The organism is Paraburkholderia sp. HP33-1, from assembly GCF_021390595.1.
Lineage (GTDB): Bacteria > Pseudomonadota > Gammaproteobacteria > Burkholderiales > Burkholderiaceae > Paraburkholderia.
Map to the genome: position 1 here is coordinate 653,262 of NZ_JAJEJR010000003.1, position 26,181 is coordinate 679,442.

20 protein-coding genes are annotated in these 26,181 nt (G+C 60.6%); 16 read left to right on the plus strand and 4 right to left on the minus strand.

The window, feature by feature from the left end:
* The first annotated feature begins 5 nt into the window (after positions 1-5).
* The 6 genes from L0U81_RS29950 (at position 6) to L0U81_RS29975 (ending at position 9,218) form a co-directional block, all read left to right on the plus strand.
* On the plus strand, positions 6-1,448 hold the full coding sequence (locus L0U81_RS29950; protein ID WP_233809230.1) for a DUF6519 domain-containing protein: 1,443 nt from the start codon (positions 6-8) through the stop codon (positions 1,446-1,448).
* 14 nt (positions 1,449-1,462) lie between these two features.
* Entirely contained in the window at positions 1,463-2,923 is a 1,461-nt protein-coding gene (locus tag L0U81_RS29955) for a hypothetical protein (protein WP_233809232.1), read from the plus strand.
* Positions 2,924-3,028: 105 nt separating this feature from the next.
* The gene (locus L0U81_RS29960; RefSeq protein ID WP_233809234.1) at positions 3,029-3,637 is read left to right on the plus strand and encodes a hypothetical protein; all 609 of its coding nucleotides are present in this window, start codon (positions 3,029-3,031) and stop codon (positions 3,635-3,637) included.
* Positions 3,638-3,912: 275 nt separating this feature from the next.
* A complete protein-coding gene (locus tag L0U81_RS29965) occupies positions 3,913-5,046 on the plus strand; it encodes a hypothetical protein (protein WP_233809236.1) in 1,134 nt (377 codons plus the stop codon).
* Positions 5,047-5,049: 3 nt separating this feature from the next.
* The gene (locus L0U81_RS29970) at positions 5,050-8,097 is read left to right on the plus strand and encodes an nSTAND1 domain-containing NTPase (protein WP_233809238.1); all 3,048 of its coding nucleotides are present in this window, start codon (positions 5,050-5,052) and stop codon (positions 8,095-8,097) included.
* Between the two features lie 68 nt (positions 8,098-8,165).
* Entirely contained in the window at positions 8,166-9,218 is a 1,053-nt protein-coding gene (locus L0U81_RS29975; RefSeq protein ID WP_233809240.1) for a hypothetical protein, read from the plus strand.
* 10 nt (positions 9,219-9,228) lie between these two features.
* Here L0U81_RS29975 and L0U81_RS29980 read toward each other — a convergent pair whose 3' ends face one another.
* The gene (locus L0U81_RS29980) at positions 9,229-9,993 is read right to left on the minus strand and encodes an SDR family oxidoreductase (protein WP_233809242.1); all 765 of its coding nucleotides are present in this window, start codon (positions 9,991-9,993) and stop codon (positions 9,229-9,231) included.
* A 138-nt stretch (positions 9,994-10,131) separates the two neighbouring features.
* Between L0U81_RS29980 and L0U81_RS29985 the strand changes: the two genes are divergently transcribed.
* Positions 10,132-11,040 carry a LysR family transcriptional regulator gene (locus tag L0U81_RS29985; protein ID WP_233809244.1) on the plus strand — a complete coding sequence of 303 codons (909 nt, stop codon included), beginning with the start codon at positions 10,132-10,134 and terminating at the stop codon, positions 11,038-11,040.
* Between the two features lie 75 nt (positions 11,041-11,115).
* Positions 11,116-11,586 carry a ribonuclease gene (locus L0U81_RS29990; RefSeq protein WP_233809246.1) on the plus strand — a complete coding sequence of 157 codons (471 nt, stop codon included), beginning with the start codon at positions 11,116-11,118 and terminating at the stop codon, positions 11,584-11,586.
* A gap of 401 nt (positions 11,587-11,987) precedes the next feature.
* On the opposite strand, the gene L0U81_RS29995 is transcribed toward L0U81_RS29990, so the two are convergent.
* Positions 11,988-12,914: a LysR family transcriptional regulator gene (locus tag L0U81_RS29995; RefSeq protein ID WP_233809248.1), complete on the minus strand. Its 927-nt coding sequence runs from the start codon at positions 12,912-12,914 to the stop codon at positions 11,988-11,990.
* 267 nt (positions 12,915-13,181) lie between these two features.
* On the opposite strand from L0U81_RS29995, the gene L0U81_RS30000 reads away from it, so the two are divergent.
* From L0U81_RS30000 to L0U81_RS30025, 6 genes are all read left to right on the plus strand, one after another.
* A complete protein-coding gene (locus tag L0U81_RS30000; protein WP_233809249.1) occupies positions 13,182-14,171 on the plus strand; it encodes a VOC family protein in 990 nt (329 codons plus the stop codon).
* 54 nt (positions 14,172-14,225) lie between these two features.
* On the plus strand, positions 14,226-15,365 hold the full coding sequence (locus L0U81_RS30005; protein WP_233809251.1) for an FAD-dependent oxidoreductase: 1,140 nt from the start codon (positions 14,226-14,228) through the stop codon (positions 15,363-15,365).
* 15 nt (positions 15,366-15,380) lie between these two features.
* A complete protein-coding gene (locus L0U81_RS30010; protein WP_233809253.1) occupies positions 15,381-16,307 on the plus strand; it encodes a 3-keto-5-aminohexanoate cleavage protein in 927 nt (308 codons plus the stop codon).
* Positions 16,308-16,375: 68 nt separating this feature from the next.
* Positions 16,376-17,551, plus strand: coding sequence for an alpha/beta hydrolase family protein (locus tag L0U81_RS30015; protein WP_233809255.1), 1,176 nt, complete (start codon positions 16,376-16,378; stop codon positions 17,549-17,551).
* Positions 17,548-18,324, plus strand: a complete 777-nt coding sequence (locus tag L0U81_RS30020) for a cyclase family protein (protein ID WP_233809257.1) — start codon at positions 17,548-17,550, stop codon at positions 18,322-18,324. The genes L0U81_RS30015 and L0U81_RS30020 overlap by 4 nt, the downstream gene beginning before the upstream one ends.
* Before the next feature lie 181 nt (positions 18,325-18,505).
* Entirely contained in the window at positions 18,506-19,408 is a 903-nt protein-coding gene (locus L0U81_RS30025; RefSeq protein ID WP_233809259.1) for a SphA family protein, read from the plus strand.
* A gap of 320 nt (positions 19,409-19,728) precedes the next feature.
* On the opposite strand, the gene L0U81_RS30030 is transcribed toward L0U81_RS30025, so the two are convergent.
* Positions 19,729-21,195, minus strand: a complete 1,467-nt coding sequence (locus L0U81_RS30030) for an MmgE/PrpD family protein (RefSeq protein ID WP_233809261.1) — start codon at positions 21,193-21,195, stop codon at positions 19,729-19,731.
* 365 nt (positions 21,196-21,560) lie between these two features.
* Positions 21,561-21,914, minus strand: a complete 354-nt coding sequence (locus L0U81_RS30035; protein WP_233805612.1) for a DUF1428 domain-containing protein — start codon at positions 21,912-21,914, stop codon at positions 21,561-21,563.
* 641 nt (positions 21,915-22,555) lie between these two features.
* On the opposite strand from L0U81_RS30035, the gene L0U81_RS30040 reads away from it, so the two are divergent.
* Positions 22,556-24,751: an AAA family ATPase gene (locus L0U81_RS30040; protein ID WP_233809263.1), complete on the plus strand. Its 2,196-nt coding sequence runs from the start codon at positions 22,556-22,558 to the stop codon at positions 24,749-24,751.
* Positions 24,752-24,756: 5 nt separating this feature from the next.
* Entirely contained in the window at positions 24,757-25,896 is a 1,140-nt protein-coding gene (mcrC, locus tag L0U81_RS30045; RefSeq protein WP_233809265.1) for a 5-methylcytosine-specific restriction endonuclease system specificity protein McrC, read from the plus strand.
* The last annotated feature ends 285 nt before the right edge of the window (positions 25,897-26,181 follow it).

A 26,181-nucleotide genomic window follows, 5' to 3' on the forward strand; every position in this document is an offset into this window, starting at 1 on the left:
AGGCCATGATGAAAAACGTCGACATATCACGCGACAGCTTCGACCCCGCCAACGGCTTCAGCCGTGTCATCTGGCAACAGGGGCGCGTGCAGCTGGATGCGGACCTGAACGAGCAGGCGTCGATCATGCTGCGCACGCTGCGCACGATGATGATCGACCTCACCGGCCGCTACGGTGGTCCGTTTGCGGCGTGCGGTTTTCGCGTGCTGCTCACGGAGGAGGATCTGGTGGAGGAAGTGGTCGCCCAGGATCGCGACGAAGTCGTCGTGATGTTGCGCCAGCTCGAGCGGACCGATCTGATCATCTCCAAGGGCCGCTACTACGTGGACGGCATCCTGTGCGAGAACGACAGGTTCCTTCACTACTCGCAGCACGCCGGCGCCGAACATCGCGGACGCGGCATTGAAGCGGCGGGCTGCTATCTCGTCTATCTGGATGTGTGGGAGCGCGAGGTCACCGCGCTCGATGACGAAGCAATGAGCGAAGTCGCGCTGGGCGGCGCGGATACGGCCGCGCGCATGCGGGTGGTCTGGCAGGTGCGCACGGCGACGCTGCGTGAGCGGGCCCGCGGGTTCATGAACATGAATCCGCCGTGGCCGGAGCTGCTGGCCGGCTGGCAAAACCGCCATCGCGGTGCATTGCGCGTGCGTGCGCGGGAAGTCGACTCGCAGTCCGCGGCGGGCATGGGTGAAGCGCGCGCGACTTATCGCGGTCCCGAGAACCAGCTATACCGCATCGAGATTCATCAGGGCGGCAAGAGTGGCGAGCGGCCGCGGCCGAGCTTCAAGTTTTCCCGCGACAACGGCGTGGTGGCCTTTCGCGTGGAAAGCCTCGCCGAGGACTGCCTGACGGTGACGTTGCGCGAATGGGCCCGCGACGAGACGATGGGCATCGCAGTGGGCCAGATCGTCGAGCTGGTTGACGAGGAGCGGCTGTTGCACGGCGGCGCGGGCGCGTTGCCGAAGGTGGTGTGGGTCGACCCGGCGAGCCGCCAGATCAAGGTCGATACGGCCTTGCGAAAGCACGCTTCGCGCGAGGGCGAAGCGCTGATCCTGCGCCGCTGGGATCAACAGCCCGGTGAGCCGCGCAAGGGCGGGCTCGAACTGGTGGACGGCGCCGCGCAGATCGTCGAGGACGAGTGGCTCGCGCTCGAGGATGGCATCGAAGTCATGTTCGAGCGCTCGCCCACGCATGTCTACCGCAGCGGTGACTACTGGCTGGTCGCGGCGCGCGTGGCGACGGGCGACGTGATCTGGCCGCAACACGGAGGAGAACCCGCCGCATTGCCGCCGCAGGGCGTCGAGCACCATTACGCCCCGCTTGCTCTCGTCGAGGTGGGTTCGGAAGGCGACGGCGTGAAGATGATTTTGCCGCTGACGCGTTGTTTCGGCCGGCATGCGGTCGACAACGTCCCTGACGAAGTGTTCGTGTTCAGCGAGCACGGCTGAGCGGAGCGGATATCGTGAACGACGAAAAGCGATGCAGAGGGTGCGGGCGGTGGCCCCGGGTCGTTCAGGTCGAGGGAGCCATCGACGAGTGCAACCAGCCGCAGAACGCGAACGTGTTGCGCTGCGCGTGGCGCAAGCAGCAGGCGCTCCTGTCGCAGCAGACATCGGTCGAGCCCGGGGCGCGCGACGAATCGTCGGAGTCGGGGAAGGCGGGGGGCGCGCCGGAGCGGATCGGAGAAACGGGGAAACGCGAGGATCACGCGGAGGTCAAGGAGCAACCGAAGACAGAAGAACCGCCGGGACACGGGCGCTCACACAAACACGCAGAACCGTCCACGCCATCCGAACTCGCGAAGCGGGCCGTTGAAAGCGAACCGACTCCCTCCGACGCCACCATCATTGTTCCGACGCCGACAGGCACATCGCCTCAAGCTGGGCCTGCCGGACCGACCGAGCCAGCCGAACCAGCGGAGCCGCATGTCGCAGCGAGGCTGTACGAGAAGCTGGCCGAGCAGCTGAAAAGCGTCGAAGCCGAGCGCGAGCGGATCGTCAAGAACCTGCATGCGGAGATCGCGAAACACAAGCAGGCGTTCGAAGACCAGCTCAAGTCCACCGACGAGGCACGCCGCGAAACCCGCGACGCCGCGACGAAGCATGCGGCGCTCGAGGACAACATGCGCGGCCTCGAAAGTGTGTTCCAGACGACCCGGCAACAGAACAGCGAGCTGCAAGCGAAGCAGGCGACGCTGCGCAAGGAAAACGACTCGCTGCTGTCTCAGATCGCACAGGCCAGGACCGAGATCGAGAGCGCCACTCGCAACGTTGAGCAGCGCGTGGTCGCCGCGCTGCGCAGGCGGCGAATGCTGATGATCGGCGTCGGCGCGGCCGCCGGAATGATGATGGGCGCCGCCGGCGGATGGCTCGCGCATCGTCCGCCGGTGGCCGTGCGGCACAAGACCGACGCGCTGGTCATGCAGATCGGTAGCTGTCTGCAGAGTGGCGATTGGGAGTGCGCGAACAACGCAGCAGCGGGTGTGCTCGTGCTCGATCGCGACAACGCCGTTGCATTAGTGGCCCAGCGCGAGGTTCAGGTCGCGCTGGCGCAAGCCGGCAAGGAGCGCACGCTCGGCGCCGAAGCGGCGCGTCTCGCGGCGGCGGCGCGCGCGCAACGTACGCCAGCACCGCCGCGGCCGGAGCCGGTCTGTCCGACGGCGACGCCGCCACCACCCGCCGCGTCGAACGACGCGGTGCGCGCCGCGATCCTCCAGCAGCGCAAGCAGTTCGGCGCGATGCTGATGAGCGCCGCGGGCACGCAGCTCGAGCGCGGCGGACTCGATTGCGCGGTGGAGCTGGCGTCGAACGCGAAGCGGTACGACGAGAACAATGCCGCCGCTGCGGACCGCATCATCAGCCAGGCGCAAGGGCTGATTCGGCAGGGGCAGACCGGCGTGCGCGTCGAGGATTACAAGCGATGAGCCGGCCAGCCCATGCCAAGGAGCAAGTTGCAGATGAACGCTTCGATCGTTGATCGGCCAGAGCCGCCACGGCCGCCACAGTCGCCACTGCGGCATCGAGCGCCGATGCGCATGCGCGCGTGCGTTGCGCTGGCCTGCGTCGCGCTGTCCGCATGCGAGAACATGAACACCTCGGAGATGCTGGCGTGCGCGGGCGCGCTGGCTGCGGGGGCTTTGATCGGCGCGGCCGCGGGCAACGGCAAAGGCGCGGCGATCGGCGCAGGGGCAGGCGCCGCGGCGTGCGTCGCGATTCACTTCGCGATGCGCAAGACCCGGGACGCGCCCCAGGTCGAGGCGGACTATCTGCGTGCGCACGGCGGACAGCTACCGGCGCAGCCGATCATCTACAGGGCCGATCTCAGCACGCAGCCGTCGCAGGTGGTCGAGCATGGCAGCCGATTCCTGGTGGTCTCCAACATCGAGGCCGTCAGAGGCCAGAGCACGCAGATCAACGACCTGAGCGCTGAACTCCGCTTGTACGGATACGGCAAGACGGAGCCGCTGATCGTGCATCGGCAGGACGTATCGCGTGATACGGGCAGCGGAGCCTACGAAGCGCAGTTCAATGTGGAGTTGCCCAATGGGATGCCGCAGGGCCGGTATCGGGTCGAGACCGTGTATTTCGTGAACCAGCAGCCAGTGGATAGCCGTTCGTTACAGCTGCAGGTGGTCTAGGCAGGCGCGTTTGATCGACGGCCTCCCGATCCTGCTGCAATGCGACGCCGCGTTCGAGCCGGCTGCCAATGATCTGCAGCGCACGCTCGCGGCGCTGAGCCGTCCAGATGCGCCGCTGCGCTGCAACGGATGCGCACATTCCGCATTCGCAAGCATTTACCGGCCAAACAATCGTCTCCATACGCCTTCAATCTGACTATTGCGAAGCTTGATTTAAAAATCGGACATAAGCACCGTTTGTCTAGAGAGCTTGATGGGCGGGGCGAGGGGGCAACATGCAACTCTTTCTTGATCCCAACGGCGACAGCATCAAGTTGGTCTGGCGCTCGGACGAGGGCGGTCGTCGATCCAGGCCCATTTTGCTGCCGAAAACGTTCCTGCTCGATCGCGGGCGGAAGATACGCGACGAGCTGAACGACCTCAACGATTACGTCCAGACGACTCAGCTCGACGAAAGCAAAGACCCGGGCTGGGTTCGCTACAGGGAAATTCTCAACCGGCTTACGGAATGTGGGCGATGGCTTTCGAAGGCCATCTTCAACTTCAGGGACGAGCATGCGCAGGAATTGCTCGAAGCGCTGGATGCGCTGCCACCCGGCACCGAAGTGAAAATCTTCTGCTCCGACGATCAGGTGACGCTGCCGCTCGGCTTCGTCTATGCGAACGACGCGCCCGCTCCCGAGACCACGGACGCGCCGGCGACGGATGCAAAACGGCCGTCACGTGAAGACTTTGCAGGATTCTGGCTCAATCGGTTCAAGATCACGATGGCGATCGACGGCGGGCCGTGCGGCGCGCTCGTCATTGATCCGGCTTCGTTCAAGTCGCTGTATGCGCTGCACAGGAGCGAGCTGGCGAATGCCGCCGCTTACCTCGGCGACGACCGGGCCCACCTCGATCTGCTGCTCACGACGATCGACTTTCGCAAAGGCTACTACGACTGGCCCGACGCCCAGCGCGCCTGCGGTGAAGCGGCGGGATGGGACGGCGTCGTGTTCGTTTTCGCGCATTCCAATGGCGACATGCTCGAACTCGACGGTACGAGGATCGACTCGCTGCAGTTCGCGGAGATGCTGCACCGCAATCGCGACGATGCACATACCGCGCTGATCGTGCTCAATTGCTGCCTGTCCGCGACGGGTGGCGAGAACTGCTCCCTGCTCGGTGCGGTTGCCGAGCGAGGGTTCTGCGGGCTGATCGGCACCGAGGCCGAAATCCTCAATACGCATGCCATCCGGTGCGGCACCCGGATCATGTGGGGCTTGTGTGCGGAGGGCCTCTCGCTCGGGGACGCGTTCGATCACATGCAGAACGACAACGACCTGTTCCCGCTGAACCTGTTTTATACGTGCTACGCGGATCGCCGCTTCAGGTTGGCGACGCCGTTCACCCATCTGAAGGCGGCGTAAATCGTGGACACTCATCGACACGATGGGAAATGGCCGAAGCATCCGTATCCGGGCCTGCGGTTTTATCGCGAAACCGATGCGGTTCTTTTCTCCGAGCGCGACGAAAACATTCGCCAGTGTGCGGAATCGCTGCTGCGCTTTGGCGTGAAGATACTGCTGCTACAGGGTTCGAGCGGCGCGGGAAAGTCGTCGTTCCTGCGTGCCGGGCTCATCCATTATCTGCGCCAGGACCCCGAGCGACGCAGTCTGTTTCTCGGTGGTGACGATCATACGATCCGCTGTACCGCAGACCCTTTACCGCAGATCAGCCACGCGCTCACGAACGCGCTCGACAGTGGGGCGATCATCGTGGGTGAGGCCGCCGGCGAAGCCGCGAACGACGTCTGTACGCTGGTCGATCGCGACGTGCGCGACGACGTGTGCCACCGCCTGCGCGGGCTGGCGAAAAGTCCGCGACGGCAGCTCGCGATCGGGCTTGCCGAGGTGCTGCTCGATATCTGCGGCCAACTGCCCGGCAGGCTGGTGCTCGTGCTGGATCAGGCCGAAGAAGTCCTCACGCGCGATACCGGCGATCCCGAGGTTCGCGCTGCATCGGCGGCGTTCTTCCTTTTTCTCGAGAAGGTCTATCTGCTCAATATCGACGTGCGCATCATCATCTCGCTGAGAACGGAATACTACGGCCGCTTTCGCGATGAGCTGCGCATCAGCGATACCCGTCTTAGCGATCGGCCGAAACACGGCGGCGTCGAACCTTACCTGTTGCGCTCGATACGAGACAAGGAGGCGCTACTGCGCGTCCTGAGCCTGCCGACCACCGCGACGCACGCCGACGGCAGTTCCGTTTACAACTTCTCGTACAACCCGGGCGTGCGTGAGGAAATCGTCGACGACCTGCTGAAGTCCTATCCGGTCGGCTCGGTTACTCCGGTGTTGCAGGTGATCTGCTCGGCGCTGTTCAGCTGTCTGACCGCGCACAAACGGGTCATCACGCATGCGGATTTCCATTCGCTCGGGGGAGTGGACGGCATCATGAAGACCTATGTTCATGATGTCGTCAGCGAGGCTGCGCGCCGGACCCGCTCGCACCCGGATCAATGGTATGCGCTGTTGTACAGCCTCGTCAGCCGGCAGGGTGGCGGCACGCTCGTGTCCTTGACCGAGTCCGTGGAGGAGCTGGAAAAGCGCGCGCGCGACGAAAAGATCGAGGGCGACGTGCGCGCCGTGTTCTTCGAGCTCAGCCACGGGCGGCGACCCTTGCTGCGCGGCGAGCCGCCGGAAAAGCCGCGCTATTTCAGCCTGCAGCACGATGTTCTGTCAACCGCGCTGGTGCGGTGGAAACTGTCCTATACCGAGCGGCTCCAGCTACAGAAGGCGGAACGCCGAAGCCGGCAGAAAGTGCTCTGGAGCATGGGGGGGTTGGTCGCCGTCCTCGCGATGGCGTTCGCGGTAATCACCTGGCGAAGCCACGACCTGCTGCAAGAGAAAGAGACGCTCGTCGCGGCGCGCAACAGCCTCGCCAGTTTCGCGCCGCGCGGCAATTTCAGGCAGAGCCTCGCGCTGCTGCTCGCCAATCTCGATGCCACGGACCGTGTCGACAGCTTTTACGAGTGGCTGATACGCGGCAACCAGCCGTCGCACGACGCCTCGATCAGCGCGTTGAGACAGACGCTCGTGCGCATGCCTGCACTCACCGGGCAATACCTTGCCGCGGGTCTGGACGCGGCGGGCGGCCAGGTGGCGCTACTGGAGCGAGGCGGAAAATCGCTCGCCATCGTGGCTCTCCCGTCGGGTTACGACTACGCGCAACTGCCGGTGGTCAAACACCTCGAACTGCCCGCGCCACCCGCCAACAACCCGAACGGCAACTTCCTGCCGTCGGTGGGGTTCATCGACCAGATCGGGCCGGTCGCGCTGGTTGCCGGTTACGCGTACTACTGGGACGAGCAAGGTAGCCCGGTCATGCGCAACTTGCGCAACATCTTGCCCGAGGTGATCAGGGGCGCCGTGTTTCCACGCTACGATTTTATCGGCGGCAAGTTGCTGATCACTGCGAGTAGCTTTTCCTCCGGCGGCACCTACGACCTGAGCGTCGTCTATGTCGACGCCGCCGCGCTCAGGTCGGAAACGGCGCTGCCGACGCGACGCGTCATACAGAGCCTGACCCGCCTGTCGTTCGGCCCGGTGTTTTCTCCTTCGATCAAGTTGCCCGACACGTTTGCCTATCTCTACGAAGGTGGAGAGCGAGCCAGCGCGGACTTCAGCGATCTCGTCTCGCGTCGTTATCAACGTCTCGTGTCGGGATCCGGTCCGTCGCCGTCGGCCGGGCTCGATCTGTACATGGGACGTGTGGATGGGTTCGAGCCACCCAAATACATTGCCGTGGCGAGACTGACCGCGACCAGCGCAGCGGGCCAGCATCAAACCGTGGGGACGAGCTTCGTGCTGGGCCGGGACGCGATTCTCTTCAAGGGCGTGGAGCCTTGGCTGTATCTATTTGACGTGCTGGCCATCCTGCGGAGTACCTCTGGAAAGGTCGCGCCGTTGCGAATCGGCTTCGTTCCGCCGCAGGACCCGCTGCAAACCACGCAACCGGGACCTGAAGACTTGCGTCTGGTGACTGGGCCGACCCCGTGGGCTGCCCCGCCGCTCGCCGGCGTGTGGCTTGATGACCGGTTGCGAGTGGCCTGGGCGGCGCCGCGCGGACTGTGGGTCGTCGAAAATAGCCTTGCGCGGCCCAACTCCGCGAACGCACTGCCCTCAATGACCGGCCCGCTGATGACCGGCGACGCCGGCGGCACCAAGTTGCAATTCACGCGCGATGGCAACCTGTTGCTGCTGCTTCAGCAACGCGATTTCAGAAACCCGATGTCGGTACGTATCTGGGATCTTCGTCCGGGCCGTGCTGAATGGCTTCAACAAGCCTCGCTGCCGTGGCTGAAACATACCGCGTGCGAATTGATCAAGAGAAGCGGCGCGGACACTCCATTCTTCTCGGAACCCGAAGCCGTGATCTATCAGATTCGAACCGCCACGCCGCTTTGTCCATCGTGAGAGGCCGATCCATGGCTGACTTCTTCGCTCAGATTGAACGCATGTGGGACACGATAAGGCGTGGTCAGGTGCCACTGCCCATGGTTGCCGCGATCGCGCCCGACAGATGTTCGCCGGACGGCGCAGCGGGTGTCTGGATCGGTCGCGATGAGGCGTACTTCACGCTGCGCGTGAACGAAATGCATTTGAGTGCGAATCGCGAGTGGTATGTGGTCTACGATCCGCTCGTGCTGGTATTGACGGAGTTCAACTACGGCAACCAGCGTGTGACGGTGCCAAGCGTGGTCGGTCCCAATCTGATCGGCAAGCAGGCCGAGGGGCAGACTCCGAAGCATGGCTCGCTGTTGCTCGACATGTGTGTGACGGGCCCGTGCCCATACAGGGGCGGGGATATCGACGTGTCGGTCAGCTTCTATCAGATCGTCCGGCGCAACTATGCACAGAAGCTGCTCAGTGTGATCGAACGGCTGTCGGGAGCGCTCGGGGCGGCCAGCCAGTTGGCGATGATCGCGAAAACGGGAGCGGCGCTGCTTGAAGGGGTGGAGGGTCTGCTTGGGCTCGATGGCACCGTGATGCTCGCCGGCCAGCGGATTTCGCTGACCACCTCGCCGCTTGATCCTCTCAGGACGGGCTTCTACGCCATGATCACGCCACCCGTGCCGCAGAACCCGGACACGCTTCGCGTATGCGACCGACGTTTGTATGTTTCCAGCGCGGCCGGCGCAAGCGATCAAACGCCGTATCGGGAATCGGACTTCGTGCTGCTCGGCATCAGCGGCTCGGAGGTACGCGGAGACGACAGCCTGTTGCCGTTCAATGATCTGAAGATGGACGCGATGAGGGCGCTGTGGGATGGCGCGGACGGAGTCGAGATTGCGAAGGCGAACCTGATCGCCGCGTACCAGCAGATGCGGAAGAATCCGGACGTCACGCAACGCGAAGCCAGCGTGCTGTTCGACCACTGGCTGGAGGAGTTCGAAGCGGAGCGCAAGCGCGCCAGCAAGGTGCGCTCGATGTCCGATCGGCGCACACGAGGCACGCCGCCCGAGCTGGCCACCGATATGGCCAACGCGCTCAGGCGGATCGAGGAAAAGGCTCGCGTGAGCGACGCAAGCGAATGAATGAGCTCGCTCAAGTGCGCGTAATCGAGACTCCACCGTCGACCAACGAAGCCGTGCCCGTCACGAAGGACGAATCGTCTGAGGCGAGGTAGAGCGCCGAGCGTGCAATCTCTTCCGGCCTGGCAACTCGCTTGAGCGCGTGCAGGCCTGTCACGAACGCCTGCGATTCGGCCGTATCGTTCATCCCGCGATACATATCCGTGTCCACCGCGCCCGGGAGGATCGCGTTGACGCGCACGCCTTGCGGGCCGTATTCAGCCGCGAGCGCTTGCGTCAGTCCGATCAGCCCGGCCTTGCTCGCGGCATAGGCGGCAGTCCCAGGGAACGCGAACGAGTAGCCGACGAACGTCGAGGTGAAGATGATCGACCCGCCGCCTTGCTTGATCATTTCAGGAATCTGATGCTTGGCGCCGAGAAACGCGCTCGTCAGGTTGGTGGCCAGCGCGGCTGAAAAGCCTGCTTCCGAGACGCCTGTGGACGGTCCCATTTCACCGAGCGTTCCCGCATTGTTGTAGGCGATGTCGAGACGGCCGAAGCGGCTGACGGCGAGTGCGACCAGCGCTTTCGCAAATTCTTCGGATTGCACATCGCCTGCCAGCGAGATAGCCGTACCTCCGTCGCGGGCGATCTCCGCCACGAGCGCCTCGAGTTCGGCCTCGCGGCGTGCCGCGACGACGACCTTTGCGCCTTCCGCGGCGAACAACTTTGCGGCAGCACGGCCAATGCCTGCGCTGGAGCCGGTGACGATAGCGACTTTTCCTGTCAAGCGTTGCATGTTCACTCTCCGGTTTCATCGTGAGCCGACGCCCCATGCGTCGGCTCGTTCAAACAAACTATAGGGTTCCGTTCTTGCGAGAGAAAGACCAAAAATGTGGCGGTATCATTCATTTTTTGTGAATGAGTGGAGCGCAATATGGACCGGCTGCGCGCGTTTGAAGTCTTCGTGACCGTAGTCAACCGGGGCAGCTTTGCGCGCGCGGCCGATGCGCTCGAAACCTCCCCGGCGAACGTGACTCGCTATGTGAATGAACTGGAGGCGCATCTCGGTGCACGACTTCTCAATCGCACCTCGCGAAGGTTGTCGCTGACTGAAGCCGGTGAAACGCTCTATTCGCGCTGCAAGGTAATCTTGGAGGACGTGGCTGAAACGGAAGGACTCGTGTCGACAACGTCGATCGAACCGCGCGGACGGTTGCGTATCAATGCACCTGTCAGCTTCGGTATCCGGCATCTCGCGCCGCTGTGGCCACAGTTCATGCAGCAATATCCGGACGTCGAACTCGACATCACGCTGATCGACCGCATCGTTGATATCGTCGAAGAGGGCTTTGATCTCGCCATTCGTATCTCGCGCGCCGGCACGGTCGATCATGCGGCCCGCAAACTGGCGACATCGAGAAACATCCTGTGTGCTTCTCCCGATTACGTGGAGCGTTGGGGACATCCGGAGAGGCCGGCGGACCTGCTCAGACACCGATGCATCGGCTATACGTATGCTGCAACGGCGGACGAGTGGCGACTGATGGACCGCGACGGCAAAACTCATGCTGTCGAGGTCAACTGTCATATGCACACCAACAACGGCGACACAGCACGCGGGGCGGCGCTCGCGGGACACGGCGTGATCTGGCAGCCCACGTTTCTGATTGGCGAAGATCTCCGCGCCGGCAGACTGGTTCAGCTATTGCCTGAGTATCGCTTGCCGGATATCGATGTGCTCGCCTTGTACCCGAGCCGTCGCCACGTGAGCGCAAAAGTTCGTGCGGCAATCGATTTTCTGGTCAACGCGTTTTCGGGCATCCCACCGTGGGACAAACATTGATCCACTCTGCCTTTAGCGATACCCTCAAATCGTTCATGGTCGTCCAATGCTGGTCAAACCGGAGGCAACCGTTTCATGAAACGAGCTTGGGGTTTCTCCTGCATCCTCGCCTTGTGCGCGATCCTCGGCGGATGTGGCAAAGGCGGATCGCAAAACGCTGCCCAGGAACCAGGCGCATCTGCGAGTCAGGCGCAGGTTCAGCCGGGGCAAGCCGCGAGCGAAGCATCCGCCGCATCGGGCGCGCAGGAGCGGGGTGCGCTGGGCACTGTCACCAAGGCGCAGTTGCCGGGGGAAGCAACCGAAACACTGCGTCTGATCAAAGCGGGCGGCCCTTTTCCTTTTTCCGAGGACGGTGTCCTGTTCCGCAACAGCGCGGGATTGCTGCCGCAGCATCCGCGCGGCTACTACCACGCATACACAGTTCGCACGCCAGGTTCGACGGATCGCGGGCAGCGCCGGATTGTGTGTGGCGGACCGCGCAGGCAGGCGAGCGACTGTTACTACACCGAGGATTACTACGCCAGTTTCAAACGCATTGCAGGATAAGTCAGGAGCGGGTCGGTCTCAGGCAACGGCGGACTCTTGGGTGGGTGATCGGACTGGACGCGGCCATGAAATGAAGCTCGTTTACCGCGCGGAGCCGTCATGCGAACGACTCGTTTACTTCGCAATCTGCCGGACGAACGATGAGCGCAGTTCGGCCATTGCTGACATTGGAACGGACAGGGTTCTACATCAGTAATGTGGCGGATTGCCGACGGTGGCGGCATCGAGTAGCGGGACGGCAGCTTCCTGCATCAGCGAACTCACCCTCTCGACCCTCACCGGCCCTTCAGCCTGGTTGAACCGAAACGACTGCTTTCGAAGGTACAGCCGCCCGCTCGCGGGCGCTTGCAATTCCTGCTCGCTCACGCCGTCCGAGCTGCGACAACGAGCCTGGATCTCACCTATGCGGAGCGCCTAACGGGCGGAAGCGAACCCGCCACAGCGCGCACCTGCTCTTTGAACCACGATATTGCAGGGTCATGGGCCTGATACTTGTGCCATTGAATGGTCTCCCTCAAATGAGGAAGCGGAATTGGGCATGGCAACACCCGCAGCTCATACGACGGTGCGATGGCATGCGCAAGCCGCGCATGTAGTGTCGCGACCCTGCCTGTTCCGACCAGCATCCGCGGCAGAAGTGTGAAGCTCGGAGCCACTACTTCACGGCGTCGATGCATACCACGTTCGAGTAGCACCGTCTCGTCAATCGTATGAACCCTGTTTAGCCCCCACTGGACACCGACATGGCCCATCGACAGATATTGCTCCTTGGACAGCCGTCGCTTCACTTCCCGATTCCCAGCCCAGATGAGGCAGGAGAACGTATCTTCAAAAAGAGCCTCTGAAGGGTGCCCCTCGGCATTGAAAAAATCAGGCACAACCAGTATCTCAACGTCCCCGTTATCAAGCCTATCGCGCGAATTTTCAGTCAAGACTGAAAGTTCAAACTGCATATGCGGTGCAGTTTCCCAGACGGTCCGTAGCACGTCAGCCAACAAAATCTCAATCACGTAATCGGACGCTTCAATTCTGATTTTTCGGGTCGAGGTGGACGGATCGAAGGTCGGCCTGACCGTTGTGATCGCTTGTATTCGAAGGAGCACATCTCTTACCGGCTCCAGCAACGTCTCCGCGAGTGGCGTTAGCACCATCGTCCTACCCACATGCACGAGTAGTTCGTCAGCGAAGAAATCACGAAGACGCGCAAGTCCGTTGCTTGCCGCTGGCTGGCTCAAGAATACGCGCTCCGCTGCGCGTCCGACGCTCCGTTCAGCGAGCAAAGCATCAAGCAAGACGAGCTGGTTGAGGTCAAGCTTGTTGAATCGCATGGTCTCTCTCTACCGATACATTCATGCGCTGAATGTATCACATTGAAACAATCAAGTTGAGATTAAGCGGCGTCGGACCGATCATGAATGCCAACAAGACATAGATCTGGCAGCCGCCAGCAGACATCGGAGACAACACCCCATGATCCGTAAATCCCCCTCCTGAATCTGGCGTCGCCACGCCTCCATACCTATTGCTCTCGATGAATTCATGTGGTTTCCCACGTGTCGGGGGTGCGTTCGTCTTCTCAATTAGAGGTCATAGGCATGACTATTCTGGGCATTAAATCGTTGGTCTACGGCGTCGAGGACGTAGCTGTTTGCACGCGGTTCTTTGAAGATTTCGGGCTTCCGCTCGTCGAAAGCGACGCGGAAGGCTCTGTATTCGTCCTCGCCGAAGGCTCCAGCGTCGTTGTGCGGGCGTTGGAGGACAAATCTTTGCCGTCCTGCTCGCTGGTCGGCCCAGGGGTGCGCGAAGTTGTCTGGGGAGTCGAGTCCAGCAAGAGCCTCCAGGCGCTTATTGCAAATCTGTCCACCGACCGCGAGGTAACGGTCGACGAGGCCGGCGATGCGCACTTCCTGTCCGACTGCGGTCTGCCAATGGCGCTTTCCCTGTACCAGAAGCGTCCCGTAATCAATGCCCCGGACCTGCTGAACGCACCTGGCGTTGTGAACCGCCTGAATACGCACCGCAAATGGCGGCGACGAGCACACCCGAAGACCATCCAGCACGTTGTCTTTGCAGTAAAGGATTTTAAAAAATCATTCGCGTTTTTCCGGGACCGTCTGAACTTCCGGCTGACTGACTATCAACGCGGATTCGGCATCTACTGCCGCGCTTCCGGCAGCAACAGTCACCACAATCTTTTCCTGTTGAACGCAGACTTGCCGTTCCCGGATCTGGACGGGCAACCACGGTTTCACCACGCGAACTATGGCGTGGAAGACATCGACGAGATCATGACCGGCGCGAACTACATGGAGCGCAAGGGGTGGCCGAAGTCTCATCTCGGACTGGGTCGGCATCGCATCGATTCGGCGCTGTTCTTCTATCTGCCTTGTCCCACGGGTGGCGAAGCCGAATATGGAGCGGATGGAGATTTTATCGACGACGCCTGGGTGCCTCGCGAATGGAACGTCCCGCTTTTCGGATACGCCCACTTCGTCCACAACCTTCCAGAGTGGCTTCGCGAAGCACCTGACTGGGAGTTCAAATTCCTGAGTGGAACCGGTGATCTGCCCCACGAGGAGCGTTGATTCATAGATCAATAGGAGGGTGATAGCGGTTTATCCCCAATCAGGAGACATGTCGTGAGAAACATCAGAAAAGTCCTAATCGTTGGTGGCGGCATCGCCGGCCTTACAGCGGCCATCGCACTCAAACGCAGGAATATTGACGCCGTAGTAGTCGAGAAGAATCCCGATTGGTCAGTGTATGGCGTGGGAATCATCCAGCCATCGAACATGCTTCGGGCGCTGCATGGCCTGGGGCTCGGAGAGAAATGTCTTTCCGTCGGTCGCGGCTTCAATGGATGGCGCTTTTGCGACGCGAACGGTGCGGTTTTGGGGGAAGCAGCGAGCTATAACATCGCTGGACCCGGCTATCCGGCGGCGAACGGCATCACGCGACCTGCTCTGCACAAAATATTTACCGAGGCCGTACTTGAACAGGGGACCGACGTCCGGCTCGGGGTAACGATCAGGACGCTTGAGGACAACGGCGATAGCGTCGAAGTTGTCTTTACGGACGGCAAATCCGAAAGCTTCGATCTTGTGATTGGGGCAGACGGAGCCTATTCGAAACTGCGTTCAATGCTTTTTGGTGACGCGATTCAGCCGCAATACACCGGGCAAGGTGTCTGGCGCTACAACTTTCCGCGTCCCAAAGACTTCGATTGGGGATGCATGTATTTCGGCAAGAAAAGCAAGGGCGGTCTCGTTCCTTTGTCGGAATCGTCGATGTACCTCTTTCTGGTTACCGCAGAAGAAGGCAATCCACGCATGCCTGCAGACCAACTGAGCTCCCTTCTTCGCGAACGCATGCTGGAATATGGCGGCCTGCTTGCCGAGTTGCGCGAGCTTGTCAATGATCCAGCTGCTGTTGTCTACAGGCCGATGGAAGTCGTCATGCTGCCGCAACCGTGGCACCACGGCCGGGTTTTGTTGATTGGCGATGCCGCGCACTCGGGCACGCCCCATCTTGCCGAAGGCGCAGCGATGGCGATCGAGGATTCAGTGGTTTTGGCTGAAATGCTTGAGGGCGCGACTGACGTCGAGGCGACACTGAACGGGTTCTGGAGGAGGCGCGCACCCCGCGCGCAACTTGTCTACGAGACAGGGCTTCAGCTCGGCCGGTGGGAGCAATCAGAGTGGAAGGGGCAGCCCGATCCCGACGCCGCGTACAACGATGCTTTCGCAAATGCATACACGGTTCTCAGCGAATCGATTTAAACCTGAGAGATAACGATGAACAAAGTCATCATAAGCTGTGCAGTGACGGGCGCGATTCACACGCCTTCAATGTCCGAATACCTTCCGCTTTCGCCCGCAGAAATCGCGGAGCAGGCAATCGAGGCTGCCGAGGCCGGTGCCGCGATTCTGCATCTGCATGCTCGCGATCCCAAAGATGGCAGACCCACGGCCGACCCTGCGGTGTTTCAGCAGTTCGTCCCGCAGATCGCCAGGTCAACCGACGCCATCGTGAATATCACGACGGGCGGCAGCACAAGCATGACGCTCGCTGAACGGCTCGCATACCCGCTTATCGCGAAGCCCGAAATGTGCTCCCTGAACATGGGCTCGATGAATTTCTCGATTCATCCAGCCGCGAGAAAGATCAAGGAATGGCGCTTCGATTGGGAAAAGCCGTATGTCGAGGGCACTGAGGACATCATTTTCCGGAACACGTTTCGCGACATCCGGAAAATTGTCGAACAGCTTGGTGAGTCCGGCACACGGTTCGAATTCGAATGCTACGACATCGGCCATCTCTACAACCTCGCGCATTTCATCAACGAGGGCGTGGTCAAGCCACCATTCTTCATCCAGTCGATCTTCGGCATTCTGGGCGGCATTGGCCCGGACCCTGAGAACCTGGCCCTGATGCGGACGACCGCAGACCGCCTGTTCGGCCGCGAGAACTACCGCTTTTCCGTCCTTGGTGCAGGCCGGCACCAGATGTCGCTTCTGACGGCGGGTGCAGTGTTCGGCGGCAACGTGCGAGTCGGTCTTGAGGACAGTCTGTTCCTGGAGCGGGGAAAGCTCGCGACATCTAACGCGGAACAGGTCCGAAAGATCCGCAGGATCCTTGAGGAACTATCGCTTGAGGTGGCGACACCTGACGAAGCGAGAGAAATGCTCGCGCTCAAAGGGGCCGCCCAGACATCGTTCTGATTCTTACTTCACCGATACAAGTCCACGGTATCGGCTACAGCGTATCCCACAAATCGACAGAGACTGACATGCTTGAGTATTTTCCGACCAACTATGTATGGAACCTTGCCACGAACCTCGCATTGATGATGGGCGGCAACGTCGGCGAGATTGACGTCATCTGCCGCGATGTGGTCGATGCGTCCAAACGCGGCGACGATGAGGGCACTGAAGCCTTCTTCGCCGCATGGTGCGAGCAGGCAGATACGCTCGTAGAGTTGGCACAGGAGGACGTCGAAAAGGGTCGACTGCTGAGCGCTGGCAAGAAGTACGGTCGCGCGTCGACTTACTACCTGACTGCCGAGCGTACCCAGAACCGGGATTACCGGCCGCGTCAGGTTGCATATTCAAAAATGCTCGATTCGTTCAACAAGTTTGTCAAATTCAACCAGGAAAACTGTGAGCGGGTTGAAATTCCGTACGAGGGGAAAGTGCTCGCAGGACTCCTCGTCAAAGCCGAACGGACCGATGGAAGCCCTGCGCCCTGCATCGCGCACTTCAATGGCCTTGACAGCACAAAGGAGATGATTTACGGCGCGGGCATCGCTCAGGCTCTCGCTCGCCGCGGCATCTCCACACTGATGGTTGATCAGCCCGGCGTCGGGGAAGCACTGCGCCTCCATGAACTCAACGCCATTGTGGAGAGCGAAAACTGGGCAGGGTCGGTCGTCGATTACCTCGAAACCCGGTCCGAGATTGACTCGAACATGATCGGCGTCTGCGCCTGGTCACTGGGTGGCTACTATGCGCCACGAGCGGCAGCGTTTGAGAAGCGCTTCAGGCTCTGCGTCGCATGGGGAGCCAACTTCAACTGGGGTGAATTGCAGCGCCGGCGCCTTGCCCGCGAAGGTGACCGTCCGGTTCCTCACTATTGGGAACACGTCCAGTGGGTGTGGGGCAAGGACTCGCTCGAAGAATTTATGGAGTTCGCGCCCAAGGTCACGTTGGAGCACGTCATCGACAAGATAACGGTGCCCTTCCTAGTAACGCACGGCTCGAATGATCGTCAAATCCCGCGCGAGTACGCGCACGCCCAGTTCGAAGGCGCAGTCAACAGTCCCAAGCGGGAATTGAAGTTCTTTACTCCGAGGGAAGGCGGAATCGAGCACGTGAGCGCGGACAACGTCGAAAACGCGCGGGATTACATTGCCGACTGGATCAGCGAGACGTTCGCCGAACTGGGTGCAAAGGGAGTATGCAAATGAGCCAGCGCATCGTTGATCTTTCAATCTATCTCGAAAACGACGTCGTTTCGGATCCGCCGATTTACCGGCCGAAGATCCACTACATCGACCACAAGATGTCAGTTCCCGATCTCACTGGCTTCTTCCCGGGGTTGAAAGAGGAAGACTTGCCCGATGGGGAAGCCTGGGCAATCGAACGGATTGAGCTGATCACCCATAACGGCACGCATCTCGATTCGCCCTACCATTTCGCTTCAACCATGGACTGTGGCGAGCGGGCAATCACGATCGATGAAGTGCCGCTGGAGTGGTGCTTCCAGCCGGGGGTCAAGCTGGATTTCAGGCACTTTGAAGACGGGTATGTTGTCCAGGCTGAGGACGTCAGGAACGAACTGGAACGCATTGGACACACGCTGAGTCCTCTTGAAATTGTGCTCGTCAACACGGCGGCCGGCGGGCGCTACGGCGCTGACGACTATGTCAGCGCTGGCTGCGGCATGGGAGCTGACGCAACGCTTTTCCTTCTGGAGCAAGGCGTCAAGGTGACGGGCACGGATGGATGGAGTTGGGATGCGCCGTTCGTGCACACAAAGGAAAAGTATTCGTCGACCGGTGACGCCTCACTCATATGGGAAGGCCATAAGGCGAGCCGACTCAAGGGCTATTGCCATCTTGAGAAGCTTCACAACCTCGAAGCATTGCCGGCGCACGGCTTCAAGGTTGCTTGTTTCCCCTTCAAAATTCGCGGCGCGTCTGCCGGCTGGACTCGAGCAGTAGCGATCATCGAAGAGTGATCGCCTTAGTACATCGCAGTGCATTCGCCGAATGAAATTGATATGGATACCTATTTAACATCAGACAGTTTGTAGCGCGTTTTATCCTCCGGGCGAGCCCGACTCCGGATAACGCACCAGGCAGCAGACGCACCACATCCGTTCTTCCCCGGGCGGACATGAAAAATATTGGAGACTTCAAATGCATTGCAAGCAGATTAAAGCAGCGCTCGCGCTGACGTTGGCGGCTGCATCCACAACCGCCGCGGCGACGGAAAACGGGTTACAAAGCTATCCGCTTGGCGTAAACACCGTTCTGAATGGCATACTGCCCTACCCGGGGACAACACAGTTCTACAACTACACCACCTTCTACACTGCAGACCGATTTGCAGGACCTAACGGCGGTAGTGTCGTCCCGGGATTCAAGTCTCAGGTCTTTGTCGACAGTCCTCGGGTTTTGCACACGTGGGGCGCAACGCTCGGTCCGGTCACGATGACTTCAGGGCTTGTCGTTCCAGTGATTCACGCGAACATCAGCGCCGGCGGGGTCAGTGACGCGAGATGGGGACTCGGCGACGTAGTCGTTCACGCAATGACCTTCGGATACGCCGCCCCGACGCACTACTTCTTTTCGAATCTCGCCCTTGATTTCGCGCTCCCGACGGGAAACTTCTCAGCGTCTCGCCTCGCTAATACCGGTCTGCATTCTTATGCCTTCATGCCCAACGTCAGCTTGACGGTCTTTCCCCTCGAGCGAGTTGAAGTGTCGGCGACAGCTGGATATGAAATCAACTCGCCGAACAGCGCCACGGGATATCACTCGGGAAATCTAGCGTTTCTGGACTGGGTAGCTGGATATGGGGTGACTTCGAAGCTGCAGGTCGGGGTTCAGGGGTACGCGCTTAAGCAGACAACCGACGATAAGCTCAGCGGTTCTGTCTTCGACGGCGGGTTCCGTGGCCGCGTTTATGCGATAGGGCCGCAGATTCGGTACGACATTACGAAATACTCGGGAGTCGTCTTCAAATGGCAACACGAATTTGGCGCTCAAAACCGGCCGCAGGGCGAGAAGATCTGGCTAGAGTTCACGTTCCCGCTGTAAGTCGGGAGAGCCGATCTGCATGGGCGGTCGGTCAAAAACATTGATCGAATGCAGCAGAATTGATGGGCGGCGTTGGTTGCTCGGGGTGATCCGATGGCTTGCCACCCGGTTGACGAATGTCTGATCCGCCATCGCGTAGCGGCCGCCCGGCCCCCTCGTAAAGGGAAGGCACGAACGTCCTTTGGTGGCCGGTTGCACTCGGTGGGCTACGAGGCCACAAAGCGGCCACTGGCCCGAGCAACGTGATCCGATCATCGGTTGGATGCTGAATGCGTGCAGCCAGCTATTTCCGGTCATTGGTGCGCGGCTGGAATGCCGGGCTAGGTCTTCTGAAGAAGTGGACGTAGCCCTCGCAGATCGTTGAGTTTTTCAAGCCTCATTAGCTTGTCGATCAAGGCAGTGCTATTTGCTTTGCCCAGAACGGGTTCAATGAGGTCAGTCGCCTTCCGCGCCACCTCGCCGCGGTCCATGGGGTTGTCGGCCGTGCCGCGGACATGTGCTACGTGGTCCGTTAGCACCGTTCCATCGTTCAGTGCAATTTCGACGATCGCGTGCCTGGCCGGTTCAAGAGCCTCCAACTCATCGCTAGGAATAAGCTCGACCTTGATGCGGACCCGCAAGACGTCGGGATCGCTCATCCGGGCCTTATCGTGCGTGGCCTGGAAGGAGACGGTCTTATCGAGCAGCATGATCGCTACGATGTGCTGTAAGCAGATATCGGGGATTTCGCGGTTGTCCACGATGCGAGCCTCGGTGTGCGCAACGCGTACGACGATAGATCTGACGCTCGCCGGGTCGACGTCACGCTTCCTGAAGATGTTATCCATTGCATCCAGCGGCGCCTGGATAGGGGAGCCGACCGACCACTTCTTTATGTTGGTTCTGGTAATTTCGTAGCGATTGCCGAGATCTTTGATCAGTTCGTCCTGGTTGGCGTTCGGCGCATAGGCAAGGAAGTAATTGTCGGTGCCGGAAAAGATGTCATCGATTCCGGTAAAGCCGGAATGGACGAGAAGCGCCGACAGCACTCCGTTCTTCGCCGGCATTCCGGCGAAGACGAATGCTTTTTCCATGTGTTGGGTGTCGCGCGTCCAGGCCCCGATGCCGGCGGATTGCTGAGCCGTGTAATCGAGCAGCCATCGCATCTGCTGCGCGCCAAGTCCAGCAATGCAACCCGCTGCGGCGGCCGAGCCGAATATTTCGGCAATGGCATGCGTGCTCTTGTGGCTTTTGTTGCGAAAATCGAGTGCGCCGAAACTTATCGTCACGCGCGGACCGATGTCGTAGCCCAGCGTCACAGCCCGCAGGAAGCGATTGCCATCGCTACCGAACTGCTCGGCCATGGCAAATGCCGCCGGTACGATGGCGCAGCCTGGATGGGATTGCGAAAACTCATTGGAATCGTCGGTTTCATCCGACTGAGCGAGCATGGCGTTCACGAATGCCGCCTCGACCGGGCTGGCGGTAAGTGTCGAAGCAACGATGGTCGCCGCTCCTCTTCCTCCACCGGCGCGCGCGTATTGCAACGCGGCGCTTCCCGGAGCCAACAGCGAACCGGAAACCATCGCTGCGAATGTGTCGAGAATGTGGTGTTTCGCTTTTTCGACCACATCGTCGGGAAGGGGGCGATTCCCCGCTTCTGCCAGATAAGCGCTGAGTTGGAGCATAACGGAAGAAGGCGCGTTGGCGGCTCGGACACCCTTCCGGATAGCGGCGGCGGCGAGGGCAATCCCTGCTTGCGCCACAAGCATCCGTCTCCCGATCGAGAAATTGCTATCGGCCGCCATCTGACCACTCCGCAATGATTTTGACGGCAGCATCGGCGCCCGCATTAGGGCTCTCCGCGGCTTGCGCATCCCATTTACGATCACTTGCAACTAGAGATTAACGTATGGGAGTTCGCGCGGCCAGAGCAGCCGGTGTCTGCTTCGGGTCCGACCTTTGCCCGATGCGATCAGCTCAGTTCGACCCGTTAGAGTCACTTATACGTCACGCGCGACCGTCCGCTGCTAACCAGATACCTGACTTCACAGCTTGCCCTGAGCAGCGTAAGTCCGACAGGAGATTCACGCGTTGCATCGCGGATGTTCAATGCCAAGGCTGCGGCGTCGGCTAGCGTCTCAACGCGAACCGGCGCCATGTTTTTCTGCCATCACGCGTCGACAATCACTTCGAAACCGCCATAGATTAGCCGCTGGCCGTCAAAAGGCATCGGATCTTTATCTGGTTGCAGCCGCGGGTCGGCCATTACCGCTTTCATTCCTTCGTCTCGCGACTGGCGCGACGGCCAGACAACCCAGGAGAACACCACCGTCTCATCATCCTTGCGCTTGATCGCCATTGGAAACGACGTCACCTTGCCCTCCGGCACGTCATCTCCCCAGCATTCGACCACCTTCAACGCGCCGTGCTCCTTGAAGACGGCCGCCGCTCTTTCTGCGAACTGTCTGTAAACTTCGCGGTTGGCTGTAGGCACGGGGACAACAAATCCATCGACGTAAGTCATTCGCAATCTCCTTTTTCCCATACGGACTATAGGTGCCGATCGGCAGCGCATCGCAACACGACCGCCCATACGCACGACGAGCGGGGAGTCAAGAAATCGACAATAGTCGATTCCCTTGCACCGATAGCCTGCTTTGACCCTAAGCGGCGCTTTGAGGCATGGCGTCGGCCTGCTCACTTAAGCGTTTGCCCAATGCCGAGGAGGTTGCCCTCGCTATCTCGGAACCGAACCTTCCTTTGAATCACGTTGAACGACATTCGGTACCACGTGGTCCACAATCACGAACATGGTTCCGAACCGAGGCTCAAGTGCTCAAGGACGCGCCACGCCTGGTGGGCCCTGGAGTGGGTCAGCGACGGGTCGATAGCAGCAAACTTCGCGCGTCGCAGGGCAGATCGCTTGTAATCAGGTGCGGATGAAGTTGCACGCCGGTGCGGACGACGTTGGGGCCGCATCTAGCCGCGCCTTTGTCGGTGAAGATTGCGGTAGTGGCGCCGGCGTATGGGTCCGAGCTCTCGTCTTTAAGTAGCGATCATCCTTTCACGATTGCGCCGTGCGATTCCCCGTCTGATAATTTGTCGTCGGTTCGCATCCAGTGAAGCCGTGTGGGTCGGGTGTCATCACAAAGGCACGGGAGTCGTATGCTTACTGAGAATACGGAAGCAACGTCGGCGTTCTGGTTCGTAGGCGCGAGTTACGGCGCAAGGAACGATCAGACGCCACGTTTCCTCGGAGAAGGTATCTGGGAAGTTCACGACCCGACGAACAAGGAATCGGCGCTCGTCAACGCGATGCGCGTGGGCGAGCGGATCGCGATCAAGGCGCCGTACCTGCGCAAGCACGATCTGCCGTTCGACGCCAAAGGGCAACCGGTGTCGGTCATGGCGATCAAGGCTATCGGGACGGTGACCAGCAATGAACTGAATGGGTATCGGGTTGATGTGGACTGGACCGCAGTCGAACCTGCGCGCGAGTGGCTCTTCTATACGTATCGATCCATGATCTGGCGCGTGCTGCCGGACAATTGGAAGGCCGAGGCACTGATCCGCTTCACATTTCAGAACGAACCGCAAGATATCGAGCGCTTTCTGCGTTGGCCTTATTGGCAAGAGCGTTACGGCGCCGCTTCGGGCGAGAAGCAGCGCTTCGCCTGGACGACATTCTTTCAAGCCATTGCCGATGCGTTGCTTGCCTATCGATCGAATCGCACTGCCTTGGTCGCCGGCTTGCAAGACATTGCGACGCGCATTGATGTGCTCGAATACCTGAATAAAGATCAGTACGCGGACGGCGGACAGGGATTCGTGCGCGATATTTGTCCGTTCACAGTGATGGGCAGCTTCAACCGCGGCATCACGGACATCAATCGAAAGCAATTGGCGGGTGAGCTTGCCCGGTTGCTGAACGTCTCTGAGCCGGTTCCTGCAATCTTCGAAGGCGTTCCGCTGCTTAACAACCTCAGTTCGTGGTTCTTCCCGTTCGAGAACAAACGGTCGAACGATCATATCGACAAGCTCTGGACCGTTTTTGCTGCCGCGATCGACTATGCCGAGTCCGGCGACGACTCCGAGCGCACACGTTTTATCAAGGCGTTCGACGAAATCAACGGCCAACTGAACGTCGCCTGGAACCTCACGATGGGCCTCTTCTGGATCCGCCCTTGGTCGTTCGCAACGCTGGATGGCAATTCGCGCCGCCTCATCAGGGAGAAACTGCGTGCCGACATCGGCACGAGCGGCCCCAACCGCCGCTGCAACGGCGCTGAGTATCTCGTGCTGATCGACATGCTGGAGCAGCGCTTCCTGGAGCCCAATTATTCGGTGCATTCGTTCCCTGAGCTCTCGCAAGAGGCTTGGGTTTATCAACCACACGGCGCCAGCATGCAAGTCGTGGACGACGACGCCGACGCCCTCCCGGAAGCCATCGTCCCTGAACGAACCATCGTCCCCTATTCCATCGACGACATCTTCAAGGATGGCTGCTTCGTCGAGCGGTCGAAGGTAGAGCGAATGCTCGAACGCCTTGAAAAGAAGAAGAATCTCGTGCTGCAAGGACCGCCCGGCACCGGCAAGAGCTGGCTTGCCAAGCGCCTCGCCTTCGCGCTGATTCGCGAGCAAAGCGACAGTAAAGTCCGCCGAGTGCAGTTCCATCCGAACCTGTCGTATGAGGACTTCGTGCGTGGCTGGCGTCCGACAGGCGACGGTAAGCTCGCGCTCGTCGACGGCGTCTTTATGGAAGCGATCCATGCGGCGCTGAGCGCGCCGGATGCCAAGTTCGTGGTCGTCATCGAGGAGATTAATCGTGGCAATCCGGCGCAAATCTTCGGCGAGTTGATTACGTTGCTGGAAGCAGGCAAACGCACCCCAAGCGAGGCTATTGAACTCTGCTATCCGGATGCGGACGGCAAACGCCGCGCCGTGCACGTCCCTGAGAACCTCTACGTGATCGGCACCATGAACGTGGCCGACCGCTCGCTCGCGCTGGTCGATATGGCGCTGCGCCGGCGCTTCGCGTTCGTCGATCTGGAGCCGCGCCTCGGCGACACGTGGCGCCAATGGGTCATAGCGCAATGCGGCATGGATGCGTCGCTCGCGGCGGCCGTCGAAACGCGCATCGGGGCCCTGAATCAGACCATCGCGAACGACACGCGCCTTGGCCAGCAATTCTGCCTCGGACATAGCTATGTGACGCCGACGGAAGCGCTGGAGGCCGGTTCCACCCGCCAGTGGTTCATCGACGTAGTTGATACGGAAATCCGCCCGCTGCTCGAGGAATACTGGTTCGATGTTCCGGACGAAGCCCACAAGGCATGCGAGCAACTGTTGCGTGACTGGTGACGACGATGACACCGCATACGGCGACCGATCCCTCGGATGCGCCCGGCAGCAGCATGATCGGCCGGATCCCCGTGCGCAACCTCTGGCTGCTTATGCTGTACGCGTCCGACTTGTATCGCACGCACGGTGCCGCGTTCAGAGACATCGAGAACAACCCGGACGACGTACCTGATCTCGTCGCGGAGCTGCTGATACGCGCGGTCGAGAGGCGCCAGCGCCGTCAACTCAGTGCAGGGTACCGGGTGCGCGATGCAGTGCTGAATCGCGTGCGTGGCCGCATAGACGTGCTCACCACCGAGCGGCATCAACTGCTCGCGCGCGGCAGCGTGGCGTGTCACTTCGAGGCGCTGACGATCGACACACAGCGGAACCGTTACGTTCGCGGCGCACTGGAGCATATCGCCGGCAAGGTGAACCCCGGGCGCGCTCGCCGCTGCATAACGCTGGCAAACTACCTCAAGGCCGCGGGCGTGTCAGGCGCGACTCCAACGCGTGCGCAGATGAGCGCCGAGCGCTTCGGCCGCAACGATCGCGACGACCGGCTCATGGTGGATACCGCGAAGCTCGCATTCGACCTCGCCTTGCCGACCGAGAGAGCCGGATTGCAAACGATGCCGATTCCCGACCGCGAAGCCGTGTGGGTGCGCCGCCTGTTCGAGAAGGCGATCGGCGGTTTCTACCAGGTCAATCTGGCCGGCGATGGGTGGCGCGTGAAGACAGGCCGCCTGCTGAACTGGCAGGTGAGCTGTAAGACCGACGGCATCGACGACATCCTGCCGACGATGCAAACCGACATCATGCTGGACCATGTCCCGACGCGGCGCCGCATCTTTATTGACACCAAGTTCACGTCGATTCTGGCGAAGGGTTGGTTCCGCGACGAAACGCTGAAGAGCGGCTACGTCTATCAAATCTACGCGTACATCTTTTCACAGACGGGGCAGGGTGACGAATATTCCGACCGCGCGGCCGGCCTGCTTTTGCATCCAGCCATTCACGCGCACGTCGACGAGACGGTAGTCATTCAGCATCACGCGATTCGCTTCGGCACAGTCGATCTAGCGGCGAAGTCCCGCGAGATAAAAGCACAACTGCTGAGCTTCGCAGCCCTCGAAGAGTACGCCCCTTCGCAAACCAGGTCCTAAATTGCGCCCATACTCGCTTCATTGCCGTTTCCTCGGCCACCGGATAACGCGCCCGATGTCGCTTGAGCCACAGCGGCGTCAGAACCGACACGAGCGTGGAAGTCACTAGCCAGGCCGTGGCTGCCTTACGCAGTGTGGCGCGACGCTGGACGTTGAGAGGCTCACCCGCCGCAATGCTCAACTGGCTGCGACGTCAAGCACACGTCACTCAAATCAGCGGCAAGACCTTTTGGCCGAAAGGCGGCACAAACAACGACACTGACTCAAGCGATCGCGTAGTACAGG

What these genes read in the sequence shown, in the direction of transcription:
- L0U81_RS29950 (WP_233809230.1), top strand. Translation starts at nt 6, where the DNA reads ATGATGAAAAACGTCGACATATCACGCGACAGCTTCGACCCCGCCAAC.
- L0U81_RS29960 (WP_233809234.1), top strand. Translation starts at nt 3,029, where the DNA reads ATGCGCATGCGCGCGTGCGTTGCGCTGGCCTGCGTCGCGCTGTCCGCA.
- L0U81_RS29965 (WP_233809236.1), top strand. Translation starts at nt 3,913, where the DNA reads ATGCAACTCTTTCTTGATCCCAACGGCGACAGCATCAAGTTGGTCTGG.
- L0U81_RS29980 (WP_233809242.1), bottom strand. Translation starts at nt 9,993, where the DNA reads ATGCAACGCTTGACAGGAAAAGTCGCTATCGTCACCGGCTCCAGCGCA.
- L0U81_RS29985 (WP_233809244.1), top strand. Translation starts at nt 10,132, where the DNA reads ATGGACCGGCTGCGCGCGTTTGAAGTCTTCGTGACCGTAGTCAACCGG.
- L0U81_RS29990 (WP_233809246.1), top strand. Translation starts at nt 11,116, where the DNA reads ATGAAACGAGCTTGGGGTTTCTCCTGCATCCTCGCCTTGTGCGCGATC.
- L0U81_RS29995 (WP_233809248.1), bottom strand. Translation starts at nt 12,914, where the DNA reads ATGCGATTCAACAAGCTTGACCTCAACCAGCTCGTCTTGCTTGATGCT.
- L0U81_RS30000 (WP_233809249.1), top strand. Translation starts at nt 13,182, where the DNA reads ATGACTATTCTGGGCATTAAATCGTTGGTCTACGGCGTCGAGGACGTA.
- L0U81_RS30010 (WP_233809253.1), top strand. Translation starts at nt 15,381, where the DNA reads ATGAACAAAGTCATCATAAGCTGTGCAGTGACGGGCGCGATTCACACG.
- L0U81_RS30015 (WP_233809255.1), top strand. Translation starts at nt 16,376, where the DNA reads ATGCTTGAGTATTTTCCGACCAACTATGTATGGAACCTTGCCACGAAC.
- L0U81_RS30020 (WP_233809257.1), top strand. Translation starts at nt 17,548, where the DNA reads ATGAGCCAGCGCATCGTTGATCTTTCAATCTATCTCGAAAACGACGTC.
- L0U81_RS30025 (WP_233809259.1), top strand. Translation starts at nt 18,506, where the DNA reads ATGCATTGCAAGCAGATTAAAGCAGCGCTCGCGCTGACGTTGGCGGCT.
- L0U81_RS30030 (WP_233809261.1), bottom strand. Translation starts at nt 21,195, where the DNA reads ATGGCGGCCGATAGCAATTTCTCGATCGGGAGACGGATGCTTGTGGCG.
- L0U81_RS30035 (WP_233805612.1), bottom strand. Translation starts at nt 21,914, where the DNA reads ATGACTTACGTCGATGGATTTGTTGTCCCCGTGCCTACAGCCAACCGC.
- L0U81_RS30040 (WP_233809263.1), top strand. Translation starts at nt 22,556, where the DNA reads ATGCTTACTGAGAATACGGAAGCAACGTCGGCGTTCTGGTTCGTAGGC.
- mcrC (WP_233809265.1), top strand. Translation starts at nt 24,757, where the DNA reads ATGACACCGCATACGGCGACCGATCCCTCGGATGCGCCCGGCAGCAGC.